The organism is Paenibacillus sp. FSL H8-0034 (assembly GCF_038000305.1).
Classification (GTDB): Bacteria; Bacillota; Bacilli; order Paenibacillales; family NBRC-103111; genus Paenibacillus_S.
The window spans coordinates 6,214,729-6,227,523 of sequence record NZ_JBBOBS010000001.1; the positions used below are offsets into that span (position 1 = coordinate 6,214,729).

13 protein-coding genes are annotated in these 12,795 nt (G+C 44.5%); 1 reads left to right on the forward strand and 12 read right to left on the reverse strand.

The genetic code is table 11. The features are described from left to right. Positions 1–175: 175 nt before the first annotated feature. A complete protein-coding gene (locus tag NST47_RS28015) occupies positions 176–985 on the reverse strand; it encodes a phytanoyl-CoA dioxygenase family protein (RefSeq protein WP_341158058.1) in 810 nt (269 codons plus the stop codon). A gap of 205 nt (positions 986–1,190) precedes the next feature. Here NST47_RS28015 and NST47_RS28020 point away from each other — a divergent pair, with 205 nt between their 5' ends. Continuing rightward, positions 1,191–2,018 (forward strand): helix-turn-helix domain-containing protein, encoded by an 828-nt coding sequence (locus tag NST47_RS28020; RefSeq protein ID WP_341158059.1) that lies wholly within the window; start codon positions 1,191–1,193, stop codon positions 2,016–2,018. Here the strand turns inward: NST47_RS28020 and NST47_RS28025 are convergent. The 11 genes from NST47_RS28025 to NST47_RS28075 form a co-directional block, all read right to left on the reverse strand. Beyond that, the gene (locus tag NST47_RS28025; RefSeq protein WP_341159772.1) at positions 2,015–2,719 is read right to left on the reverse strand and encodes an MgtC/SapB family protein; all 705 of its coding nucleotides are present in this window, start codon (positions 2,717–2,719) and stop codon (positions 2,015–2,017) included. The genes NST47_RS28020 and NST47_RS28025 overlap by 4 nt on opposite strands. A 98-nt stretch (positions 2,720–2,817) precedes the next feature. Beyond that, the gene (locus NST47_RS28030) at positions 2,818–3,867 is read right to left on the reverse strand and encodes a galactitol-1-phosphate 5-dehydrogenase (RefSeq protein ID WP_341158060.1); all 1,050 of its coding nucleotides are present in this window, start codon (positions 3,865–3,867) and stop codon (positions 2,818–2,820) included. A 17-nt stretch (positions 3,868–3,884) separates the two neighbouring features. Next, the gene (locus tag NST47_RS28035; protein ID WP_341158061.1) at positions 3,885–4,652 is read right to left on the reverse strand and encodes a glycerophosphodiester phosphodiesterase family protein; all 768 of its coding nucleotides are present in this window, start codon (positions 4,650–4,652) and stop codon (positions 3,885–3,887) included. 128 nt (positions 4,653–4,780) lie between these two features. Next, positions 4,781–6,121, reverse strand: a complete 1,341-nt coding sequence (locus tag NST47_RS28040) for an ABC transporter substrate-binding protein (protein ID WP_341158062.1) — start codon at positions 6,119–6,121, stop codon at positions 4,781–4,783. Positions 6,122–6,182: 61 nt separating this feature from the next. Next, complete coding sequence (locus tag NST47_RS28045) at positions 6,183–7,013, reverse strand: carbohydrate ABC transporter permease (RefSeq protein WP_341158063.1); 831 nt, start codon at positions 7,011–7,013, stop codon at positions 6,183–6,185. A 93-nt stretch (positions 7,014–7,106) separates the two neighbouring features. After that, positions 7,107–7,985 (reverse strand): carbohydrate ABC transporter permease, encoded by an 879-nt coding sequence (locus tag NST47_RS28050; RefSeq protein WP_341158064.1) that lies wholly within the window; start codon positions 7,983–7,985, stop codon positions 7,107–7,109. A 4-nt stretch (positions 7,986–7,989) separates the two neighbouring features. Continuing rightward, positions 7,990–9,033: an ABC transporter ATP-binding protein gene (locus tag NST47_RS28055; RefSeq protein WP_341158065.1), complete on the reverse strand. Its 1,044-nt coding sequence runs from the start codon at positions 9,031–9,033 to the stop codon at positions 7,990–7,992. Between the two features lie 28 nt (positions 9,034–9,061). Beyond that, positions 9,062–10,141, reverse strand: coding sequence for an NAD(P)-dependent alcohol dehydrogenase (locus NST47_RS28060; protein ID WP_341158066.1), 1,080 nt, complete (start codon positions 10,139–10,141; stop codon positions 9,062–9,064). A gap of 20 nt (positions 10,142–10,161) precedes the next feature. Continuing rightward, positions 10,162–11,106: a ribokinase gene (gene rbsK, locus NST47_RS28065; protein WP_341158067.1), complete on the reverse strand. Its 945-nt coding sequence runs from the start codon at positions 11,104–11,106 to the stop codon at positions 10,162–10,164. Positions 11,107–11,138: 32 nt separating this feature from the next. Next, positions 11,139–11,801 carry a ribulose-phosphate 3-epimerase gene (rpe, locus tag NST47_RS28070; protein ID WP_341158068.1) on the reverse strand — a complete coding sequence of 221 codons (663 nt, stop codon included), beginning with the start codon at positions 11,799–11,801 and terminating at the stop codon, positions 11,139–11,141. Positions 11,802–11,989: 188 nt separating this feature from the next. After that, the gene (locus NST47_RS28075) at positions 11,990–12,784 is read right to left on the reverse strand and encodes a DeoR/GlpR family DNA-binding transcription regulator (RefSeq protein WP_341158069.1); all 795 of its coding nucleotides are present in this window, start codon (positions 12,782–12,784) and stop codon (positions 11,990–11,992) included. Between the last annotated feature and the right edge of the window lie 11 nt (positions 12,785–12,795).

Below are 12,795 nucleotides of genomic sequence, written 5' to 3' on the forward strand. Positions count from 1 at the left end.
GAGGAAATATGGCAGTTGGCCATTTTAATACATAGAAAAAAGCACCCGCCTTATCCTAATCAAAGGAACTAACGGGTGCTTATCAGATATATAGGATAAGATTAGCTTATACACAGCCAGGGAACAGCATGCTTCCTTTCGTATATCGGTTCGTCATCAAGTCAATATCAAAGTGTTAATGAGGATACACATTTTGGTGCTCGATGCCGCACGGTCCCCCATCGGGATTGGCCTCCAGCTCCACCGTCGTACCGTCCTGCCGGAACAAAGGGTGGTAGTGGCTGCTAATGCTGGTTGCCGACTGATTCGCATAATGGCAGATAAAAGCTCTGCGGAAGCGATCCTTCGTTTTGTTACGGTATGAGCCATGAATCAGATTTCCATTGAAAAACAGCACATCGCCTCTGTCCATAAGCACTGGAATGGCTTTCTGATCCTTCGGCGGCTTCACATAATGAGTTGTAAAAGATTCGTTCTCGTCGGCCAGATCCGGACACACAATCTCGTGCTGGTTCGTCTTCGGTACAATCAGCAGGCCGCCATTATCCTCATCCGCTGCATCAATGGCGGTCCAGGCCGCAATACAGTTTCCGGGATCGACTTTTAAATAAAAGTTATCCTGATGCAAAGCCTGCCCACGTGATCCAGGCGGCTTATAATAAAACATGCTCTGAGCGGCGAGCGGCTCCTCCTCATACAAATCGCTCAGAACCTCCAGTACCGGCTGATGCAGCATATATTTTTTGGCTGTCTCGTTAAATCGGTGGGGGTGCATGACCCGTGGATATCGTTTCAACGGATCTGTTGAACCCTCATTCAGATCGGGTTCAAAAAAACCGGAAATCGTTTGATAGCTGATCTCTTCAAAGGTGCTGTCGATTTCCGCGAGTTGGCTTTGCCCAAATAATCCTTTTACGACGAGATACCCTTCTGTTTCAAAATGATGTTTCTGCTCCTGTGTTAATCTGTGCAATTGTAAGTCCATCGCCTTGCCTCCTATAAGCTGTATTTGTATAAGCTTATCGTAAGCGAATTACACTCCAGCGAACAGTAACAATGATGCTAAATATTCATATAATCCTGCTATATAGGTAGCGCAATGAATGGATTTGTTATATGCTGTTAATCAGAAATTAATCCTCTATCATAAGCCAAACTGTTTCTATATCTCAATCGAAAGCTGGGTTTGCATGGAATCTGGACCAATGGGCAAATATAAAAGCTATACCTACGATACGGTTATCGCCGGACATTTTCAGGAAACCGAAACCTACTTCATCAACAGGCCGCATGGCAGGAATGATTGGTTAATCACATTCACGCTGGAGGGTGAAGGCTATTTTAAAGTTCCAGGACATGAGTTAAACTGCCAATTTGGAGATGTGAGCTTGCTCAAGCCGGGTATCCCTCATCAATACGGTACACGACGCGGATATACATGGCAATTTGTATGGGCCCACTTTCCCTCCAGTCTTATTGAAACGAGCCTGCTGCCCAACGATAATTTGATTATGCAGTCTATAGAAAATGAGTCAGCCCGACAACGCATCCGCCATGCCTTCACCCGAGTGATTTCCGATTCCAGAGAGCGTGGGGAATACTGGAATGAACTGTGCTGCAATGCACTACGTGAGATTATTATGCTGCTGGCTCAAAAGAAAAGCCACGTTATGGATGCCCGGATCGAAGAAACGCTCTCTCTGCTTTCCCAGCGGATGAGGGAGCACATTCGAATAGACGACTTGGCCCATGCGGTAGGGTTATCAGCTTCACGATTGTCCCACCTCTTCAAAACAATTACAGGACAAAGCATTGTTGATACACTGAACAGAATGCGTGTTCAGCAGGCTGCGCTATTGTTTGAGCATACCGAACGCAGCGCCTCCCAGATTTGCTTCGATGTCGGGTTTCAGAACTACAACCATTTTACGAATCAATTTCGCAAATGGTATGGCGTCAATCCAAGTTCATATATGAAGCACAATCGATCGGCATCCTTACTGCTTGGGGACGACTAATTTGCATGTTCTGCTGCTTGTCCAAGCGGACTCGTTAAGCTGCGGCCAGATTCCATATAGAGAATAAAATCATAGGATTTAATTTGATCAACTGCCAAGAGCAGCTTGGTCTGTTCCTGCACCTTCAGGTTGAAAATAAATTGAATGGTAGGTCTCCCCTCCGAATCGATGGTCTCCTTATCCGAGATCATTTTGACATTGATGATTTGAATACCGTGCTCTCCGAATTTAGACGCTATGTGACCAAGAACCCCCGGGCAATCCAATGCCCTGATGGACACTTCACTGCTTCTTCGATTTCTAAGCAGATGCTTCTCCCATTTGTTTAGCAGGAAGAGGCTGACCAATACCATCAACGTGGCATAAAAAGCGGCGTACAAAAAACCAGCTCCCACACACAATCCGATTGCAGCAACTACCCAAACGGAAGCAGCCGTCGTCAGACCGCTAATGACTGGGCCATTACGAAGAATGGCGCCTGCTCCCAAAAAACCGACTCCACTAATAACCTGAGCAGCAAGACGGGCAGGATCCATTCTTACATTGGCTTCGTTCACAAATTGGCTGAATCCATAGATCGACAGCAGCATAATCGTAGCCGCACCCAGACAAACCAAGATGTGGGTACGGAAGCCCGCAGCATGGTTGTTCCATTCCCGCTCCATGCCAACCAGCCCTCCCAAGACAGCGGCAAGGACCATTCGGAGAAGCAGCTCCCCGTGTGAGATGTACCATATTTGTGAAATGTTATTCACGAATTGCACTTCCTTTTATATGACCGGAATGTATTAATAAATCCTTATTGGTGAATATACATCACTTTAACGGAAAACTCGCTGCGATCCCGAATCATCTGCAAGGCATCCCCAATTCCTTCTATGGGCACGCGATGCGTTATTAAAGGATCAAGCCGAAGCTTTCCCGAGGCAATAAAGTTCAGCACCAGCTGCCACTCGTTAACCGGCAAATTCGCATAATACGAGTTCCAGGTACCGATAAGCGTAAGATTGTTACGAAGAATCTCCCAGTAGCCCTTCTGTGTCAGCTTCATATCACCAGCTGGATTGCCCATAAGTATAACTTTGCCGAAGGGACGTGTCGTATGCATCGCATTCTCAAAGGAAATTGAGCTGCCTGCGCCCTCGATCGTTACGTCTGCACCACGCCCGTCCGTTTGTTCATGTACCCAGGCTACTGTGTCAGTCACGGCAGCATTACACGTGTTCGTAATACCTAACCTTTGCGCGAATGCCAGCTTCGCTTCATCGATATCGACGAGCAGTATACGGCCTGCACCCCAAATCTGAGCCCACAGGGCGAGCATCATACCAATCGGGCCCGCTCCATAAATGAGTACCGTATCACCAATGTCCACACTTGCTTGTCGGAGCGCATGCATGGCTACAGCTGCCGGCTCAACCATTGCCGCTTCTTCATAGGACACACCTTCGGGCATTAACAGCAGGTTCCATAAGGGTACCGTGATATATTCGGCAAAAGCCCCATCGCATCGCGAGCCCATATAATTGTAATTCTCGCATAACGCAAACTGTCCAATTTCGCATGCGCTGCAGCTTCGGCAGGGCATTAATGGAAACACCGCGGCACCGCGGCCGACTAGCGACTCATCCCCACCTTCGCCTACTTCTACGATCTCACCGGAAAATTCATGTCCAGGTATCGTCGGAAACGAGTAAGTTCCCTTCGAGTAGATTCGGGGAATATCGGAGCCGCAAATGCCGCACGCACGCACCTTCAGAAGAACCTCCCCTGAACCCGCATGCGGTTTCGTTCTGTTCTCCAGTCGAATGTCTCCGATGGCATACAAAGGCCAAGCTTTCATCTTCATCTTTCCTTTCTGACTGACTACCGAATGCCACCCATTTGCTGGCGAATATGCATAGCTGCTTGTGGATCGTTGCAGGTTAGCAAAGTAACACCGCATCCCAGTGCATAGTAAACCTGTTGCTCATTATCCGTACTCCAGCACCCGACAAGAAGACCCATTTCCTGAAACTCTTTAACTATTGCAGGGGTTAACAATTTTAAACTGATACCTATCGACCACATTTTAGAGTAGGTACCGTCTTTGCCTGTAACGAAGTTTGACATAAGCTCTTCAGGAAAGCCTTGTGTTTTCAATTCGTAAGTATCGTAGATATAAGTAATGATCTCGGCGTCAAAACAAGTGAATATACAGCGAGAAAGAAAACCATACTCCTTAAGCTTAGCGATTGCTAAATCCGCAATCTCTTTGGCATGAACACTTGATTTAATTTCTACATTTAAAAGAACATCGGGGTATAAGGCAAGCAGCTCGCAAAGCTCTTCAAAGGTTGGTATTTTGAGGCCTTCAAATTGTTTACCTAACCATCCTCCGGCATCCAATTGTTTAAGCTCGGCCATGGTATAGTCACTCACTTTACCAGATCCGTTGGTTGTACGGTCCACTGTTTCATCATGTATAACCATAATTATTTTATCTTTAGAAAAACGGAGATCAAATTCAAGCACGTCCACGCCCATTTCCAACGACTTATGAAGCGCAAGCAGTGTGTTTTCCGGGTAAGCAGATTTATATCCTCTATGTCCGACAATATTAATGGAAGGACTATTTACAAGACGTTCTAGCATGTGGGCTGCATTCCTTTCTTTTATGATCTAGCTATAGCTATTTAAGCAAAGAGAAAGCAGACGCCGAATGGATAAGCTCCAACTCGGTCTGTCTGCTTTCCTGAAAGGCCTTGTGGGTTCTGAAACGGTTACTTAGTACTCTTCAAAAGTTTTTCGGCTGCTGTTTTGAATGTAGCCAAAGTCGCATTAATATCTTTGCTATCATACATGATCGCTTGCATAGCAGAACGGAACTCTTGAATAATTGGCGTCCATGCCAAGTGCTTATTCGTGTCAATGCCGTATTGAAGCTGATCGTACGCGACCTGACGATTCGGTTCTTTCGCAAACAGCTCTTTAATTTCTTTGGACTCTACCATTTTCTTCGTGAAAGGCAGGTAACCTGTGTCAATTACGAACTGCTGTCCACCTTGAGGATCTGTCATCAACCAGTTCAAGAACTCCCAAGCTGCTTCTTTGTTTTTGGAAGAAGCAAACATCGCAACGTTCGCTCCACCTGTTGGAGTGGCGAACACTTCATTTTTAGGTAGGAATGCGGTTTTATATTCAAATTTCACATTTTTTTGCAATCCGCCGATACTTCCGGTTGATTCAAACAAAATGCCAATTTTACCTTCCGTGAACATCTGTTTAACGATATTACCTGAATCCTGAGTCGGTGGGTAGAACAATGCTCCTGTGTTTTGAAGATCTTTCAGGTAACTAAATACTTTGTTTCCTACTCCGGCATCAATAAATTCCATTTTAGTGCCATCTTCACTAAAGAATCTGCTCTTAGACTGGGTTATCATTGCTTGGAGATACCAATCATCAAACGGCATAGATATACCTTGACGTTTATAGCCGCTGCCATCTTTAATGACAAGCGCATTGGTAACAGTTTTCAATTCCTCCCAAGTAGTAGGAATCTTCAGTCCCATTTCATCCAGCATTGTTTTGTTTACGTGCATGATCGGAGTGGAACGGTTCAAAGGCAGGGTAACTAATTTCTTGTTGAAGGTAGAGTGACCCATCAAACCGCCAACAAAGTCATCCGTGCTTAAATTGGATTTTTTCATATACGGTGTCAGATCTTCCAGCACGTCCGCATCTGCAAACAACTGTACGAAAGAACGCTCCAGCATAGTAACATCCGGTGCTGAACCCGCTGCTGCTGCCTGTTGAAGCTTGGTAACCACTTCATCATAAGCGCCTTGGAAGGTTCCAACAACCTCAATATTGGGATGGGAGGCATTAAAACGCTTGATCATCGCATCTGTAAATTCACCGTTGGCTCCTCCCATGGAATGCCAATATTGAATCGTCGTCTTGCCTGCCTTTGCCGCTGGCGCTGCTGCAGGTGCCGGAGTAGTTCCCGTAGTCCCGGTCGTTCCGGTTGTTCCAGTTGCTGCAGGTGCTGAGCTGCAGCCTGCAAGTGCACCAATCAGCATCGTGGATGCCATAAGCATTGTCATATTTTTCTTCTTCATTTTTTTCTTCCTCCCTTTTTGCTTTCAATATTATTCATTATTATTCAAAGGAATTAAATGATTATTTAATCCCGGAATAAACAAATGCCTTGACAATCTGTTTGGAACAAATCAGGTAAACGAGCAGAATAGGAAGTACCAAGACAACGTTACCCGCCATTATCGTATGCCAGTTACTAATGCCTTCTGTCTCTCTAAGCATAGCGATTCCAAGCGTCAACGGACGAACCGGGTTCGAATCAGTCATAACAAGCGGCCAGAAATAATCATTCCAATGACTCACAAAGCTGAACAATGCGATCGTTGCCAGTGCTGGCATGGACATCGGTATCATGATTTTCCAAATAATCTTGAACTCCGTAGCATTGTCCAATTTAGCCGATTCAATAATTTCTTCAGGAATCTGCATGAAATATTGACGTAAAAGAAAGATACCAAATGCGTTGGACATGAAAGGAATAATTTGCGGTAATAAGGTTTTGATCAATCCCCAATCAGCGAGCATGATATAGACAGGGATGAAGGTTACTTGACCTGGAATCATAAATGCCAGTAGTACCATTGCGAATAAGAATTCTTTACCTACAAATTTATATTTGGCAAAAGCATAGGCAGCCGGTATCATTACAGCAAACTGCAAAAGAATGACGGAAAGCGTGACGATAATCGAGTTCTGGGCATAAGTCAAGAATGGCCCCGAACTCATGGCAACCACAAAATTATTCCATTGAGGTATTGCCGGAATCATAGTCGGAGGTATCGCCAAGGTCTCCTGAATGGTCTGCAGCGACGTGGAAATCATCCATATGAATGGAAAAACAAACATTGCGAGAGCTACTAGCTTAAGTATTGTATTTATTGTCGTCCATAGGTGCTTAAGTTCAAATGTCATGAATCGTCAAACCCCCTTTCTCTGGGTAAACCAGGTCTGTTATTGATAGTGTCTTATTTGATAGTTCTTGGTGATGTTCTTAGTGACAGTTTCTTATTGATAATGAACCTTTTTAGACAGCAAACGGAAGTAGACAAAGGTAAGTATTCCAATAATGGCCATCAACACAACTCCCGTTGCGGAAGCGAAACCAATATTCGTCGTTCTAAAGCTATAAATATAATAAACAATTGTACTGGTTGCGTTATTAGGACCGCCGCCAGTCATGATTCTGACCGTATCAAATACCTTAAAGGAACCGATCGTCATGATGATCAGGATGAAAAACAGCTGCGGTGAAATTAAAGGTAACGTGATTTTGAAAAACACCTTTAACTTCTTCGCATTATCCAGTGCAGCCGCTTCATAGATGCTTGGCGGTATGCTTTGAAGAGCAGCCACAATGATCAACGTATAATAGCCTACACTGTGCCATACAGATACAATAATGACGGATATCATGGCACTCTTCGAGCTCTGCAGCCATTGTGATGTCGGTAAACCCAAAGCCTTTAAAACAAAGTTCAGAAAACCGAGATTGGGTTCCATCAGCCAGAGCCACACAAGAGCAATAGACACAATGGAAATGATATGCGGTGTGAATAAGCCCGCTTGTACAATACTGTTAAACTTGCTCTGTTTGCTAAGCCATATTGCAAACAGCAGAGAGATAACTAACGTCAATATAACAACACCAATGGTATAAACAAACGTATTGCCCAGTGATTTATAAAAATCTTCACGCATGAAGACCTCTTTATAATTGTCTAATCCAATGAATGTGCTTTTGGCTTTATTCATCAGGTTATATTTAAAAAGGCTTAAATAAACCAAATACAGCATGGGGTAAATGACAAAGGTAAAAATACCGATCATCGCAGGTAACACCATGAGATAAGGACGGATTCGACTCAATATTGGTTTTTTATCCATACGCTCAACCTCTTTTCAAAGCTTCTAAGTAGTTATTGAAGCGTCCATCTTCCTCACCAATGCGATTTCCATTTGCCTCAAAGAAAAATATTTTATTGGCTGCGACTTCCAGACATACTTCTTGATCCACGCTGAAATTATCCTCGATACATTTAATCATATAAGAACTGTTATTGTGTTTCACTTGATAGACCGTTTCAGATCCAAGCATTTCCCTCGTCGCAATGAAGCCACGGATAGAGTAGTGCTGTCCAGTAGGCGCATTGGATAAAACGGCACTTTCCGGACGAAATCCGTATTTGATTCCATCAACACCCAAATCATCAATATTCATCGGTGGAACTCCAATGAACTCAGCAGCAAACTTGTTGCTTGGCTTCCGATACATAACATCGGGCGGCGCTTCCTGTTGAATAAGTCCTTTATTCATCAAAACGATTGTATCGGCCATCGACATGGCTTCTACTTGGTCATGGGTAACATACACAAAAGTTGTACCCAGTTTTTTGTGCAGCTCGATCAACTCAATGCGCATCTGCACTCTCAGTTTGGCGTCCAGATTGGACAAGGGCTCATCCATCAGGAACACCGATGGCTGCTTAACCATAGCGCGGGCCAGTGCTACACGTTGGCGTTGACCGCCGGACAATGTGGACGGTTTACGATCGAGGTATTCGGACAATCCAACCGTAGCGCTGATCGATTCCACCAAACGGGTCCGCTCTTCTTTGGGAACCTTATTATTTTTCAAGCCGAATTCAATGTTCTCCCTCACCGACATCGTAGGGTAGATCGCATAGTTTTGGAACACCATGGCTACACCTCTTTGGCCAGGAGGAATCTTCGTTACGTCCTTGCCATTAATCAGCACCTGACCAGACGTTTGGGGATCGATTCCAGCGATCATACGCAAAAGTGTCGTCTTGCCACAGCCTGACGGACCGACCAGAACCGTAAATTTGCCATCTTCAATCTTTAAATCCAAGTCTTTAATAACATCATGTTTATCAAATGATTTCGTAACCTTCACAAACTCAATAGATGCCAATTTGACCCCTCCTCATAGTTGTAAAATTTTAGCCGTTATTGCTTTTTTCCAAATCTTCTCTGTCTGGATAAATCATAACCTTGATACTTGTATCCTTGTGGATTCTTGCTACATCGATAGCTTGCTGAATATCACTAAGAGCAAACTTGTGGGTAATGGACTGACGCAGGTCAATATCACTATTTTTGAGCGCTTGTATAGCTGCCGGGTACGTGTTGGCATACCGGAACACACCATACACATCTAATTCCGAATCAATTAACAGGTTCATATCCATAGGAATTTGATCCACTGTCGGCAAGCCAATATATACAATGCGTCCCCCGCGATTAACCAATCCGATCGTATCGGAGATCGCTTGGCTGTTGCCTGACGATTCGATGATGACATCGATGCCATCACCCCCAGTGAGTAGGGAAAGCTGCTCAGAGATGTTGTCCTGCAATGGATTGATTACAGCTGTTGCACCAAGCTTAAGTGCCATTTCGCGTCGGAACGGCACAACGTCGGAAGCAATGATCTCGGTAACACCGAACAGTTTCGCTGCTTGAATGGCCAATAAACCTATTGGACCCAAGCCAAGTATCAGCATACGATCGGATGGCCCCACCTTCCCCCTTCTCATCGCATGAAAGCCGACAGATAGCGGTTCCAAAAGAGCTCCTTCTTCATAACTCATGTCCTCTGGCAGCATGAACAAAAAATCGCTTCGAATGGCAACGTATTCAGACCAAGCCCCGTCTACAGGAGGTGTAGCCATAAATACAACCTCTGGACATAGATTGTACCTCCCTGACTTGCAAAAATTGCAGCGGCCGCACGTAACGCCTGGTTCAACAGCTACCCGATCACCGACAGCGACATTCGTGACCTGATCACCGACCTGAATAACTTCACCTGCAAGCTCATGACCTAAAATAATCGGGCTGTCCACGATATATCTTCCAATCTTTCCATGCTCATAATAATGAATATCCGAGCCGCACACACCAATACAATGAACCTTTATTAAAGCATCATTCGGACCTGGAACAGGTCTTTGTACGGTTTGAACTGCTATGGACAACGGTTTTTCCAAAACTGCGGCTCTCATCATCGCTTCACTCATATTTATGTTCCTACTCCTTTTTACGAATGACTCAGGTAATGTCGCAGATTTCTTGAAGCGCAAAATTCATTGACTTCGTCCATCGTTGGAATACCGTCCTGAGCATCTAATTTTGTCACCTTTAAAGCGCTTACAATCGTTGCAAATCTCGCAGCGCTGCCCAAGGCTTCACCGTCAGCAATCGCACAAGCCAACGCACCTGCAAACGCATCTCCCGCTGCCACGGTATCAACGGGATGAACCTTAATGGCTTCCACATACTCCCACAGCCCTTTTGTATATACAAGTGATCCCATCTCAGCCATTTTGATAATGGAGCTTGTCACGCCTGCCCTTTGTTCCAAAAACCTTGCCGCTGCAAGTGCGGATTGGATGTCTATCACATCAATACCCGTTATATATTTGGCTTCCTGTCGATTTGGAATAAGGATATCGGCAAATTTCAAAACATTCAAGTGAATACCCTCTGCAGGTGCAGGATCCAAAATAACGGTCACCCCGTACTCGCGGGCTTTAGCCATTGCAGAAATCGCAGTTTCTTCAGGAATTTCCAATTGTACAAGCAGCACCTTGCTCTTTTTAATCAGTTCACTGCAGCTCTCCACGTCTCCAGCATCTAATTCCCCATTGGCGCCTCTTACAACTAGCATTGTATTCTCTGCGGACTCATCAACGGTTACGAGCACTGTCCCGGTACGCTTGGATACAGACCTTTTGATAAAGCTTACATTCACATGGTTTCCGTGCATAGTTTCAATCAAGCGGTCACCAAACGTGTCTCTTCCAACGCACCCTACGATTACGGCCTCTTTCCCCAATTTGGCGCAGGCTGTCGCTTGATTGGCTCCTTTTCCACCAGGAGAAAACCGGATTTCATTCCCGAATATCGTGTCTCCGTGACCAGGATAATGATCGGTTAGAGCTACAATATCCATATTGATGCTTCCCACTACAGTAATCGTCACCTCACACTTCCTTTCCCTATAGATCTGAACGGCTATTTATGGCAATACTCCCTCAAATCCGCGACCGCTTGCTCCAATCTCACACCCCGCATGAATAAACTTGATGTTCCGCATACAAGCATGTCAGCCCCCTTTTCCATAACCTGAGGAATCGCAGCTAAGCTGATATTTCCATCAACCTGAATCGATATATCCATATTGGAGGCATTAATTTTTTGTCTCAAATCGGCTATTTTCTCAAGCGTACTTGGAATAAATTTCTGGCCTGCAAATCCCGGGTTAACGGTCATTAAACAAACATAATCTACAGTATCCATCACATAATCCAAAATACAAAGGGGAGTTGACGGATTAAGGGCTATGCCCGCTTGGAGATTTCGATCCCGAATGGATTGAAGTACTCTTTGCAAATGGATTTTGGACTCTGCATGGACGGAGATCATATTGGCCCCCGCATCTGCAAACATGTCTATAAATCGTTCCGGTTCCTCAACCATCAGATGCACATCAAACGGTTTGCTTGTATGCGGACGCAGTGTTTTCAGCATATCGGGTCCCATACTAAAATTCGGAACAAAGCTTCCATCCATAATATCAAAATGAAAAAAATCAACATTTCCCTGATTCAAAATTTGCACAGATTCTATTAAACGACCCAGATCTGCACACATTAATGAGGGTCCTATCATTGCCATCGTTCACACCCCATTTTGTCTGTTTCAAAGCACACAATTTTTCATTTCAACAAATGATTCTTCGAAATCAACTCAATAGAAAGATTATATACTATATATTATTTGTTTTCAACATATTTTTTACTGAAAAAGAAACCAATCACAGATTAGTTTCTTTTTTATACAGAATTATATGAAGCAGGCGCTGCTCAGCTGACTACTACGACATTGATGTCACTTGAATCCATTTCCTGCAGGGCTTCAACTGGCATATGATTGTCGGTTACAAGCGTGCTTACTTCCTCCAGCCCTATTAATCGGACTAAGGATTTTCTTTGAAACTTACTGCTGTCTGCTAATAAAATCAGCTGGTCCGAAATGGAGGCAATGCTTTTTTTTAATTGTACATGTGCTTCATAGGGCTCGCTGATCCCTCTTTGCAAATCAAAGCCCTGACAAGAGAAAAAGAACTTGTCCACATGGTATCCATCCAGCATTTTTTCGGCTGGAGTACCGGTATTGCCTAACGAATGCCTATCCAGATAACCACCAATCAAAAATATTTGGATATTTGTTTTTTTGATCAGCTCGTAAGCTATGGGAATCGAGTAGGTGATGACAGTAATCTCTTTGTTTGGAAAGTACTTGGCCATTTGCAGGCAGGTCGTACTGGCATCAAGGGCTATCACTTCCCCGTCCTTAACCAAGGATGCCGCGTACTCGCCTATGGATCTTTTTTCTTCCGCTTGCACCAATTCCCGCTGTAGTACAGGGAGCTCTGGGCCTTCTTTACGGTTAAGCACAGCGCCGCCATGTGTTCGAAGCAGTGATCCTTCATTCTCAAGCCGTTCCAGATCACGGCGAATCGTTTCCTCCGTAACACCGAATCTTTTGCTCATATCAGATACACGGACTACACCCAATTCTTCCAGCAGATTCACAATTTCTTTTTTTCGATCATTACCCGCTAAGGTCTCCACTCTCTTGGATGTATTGTTTTCCACATTTACCACCT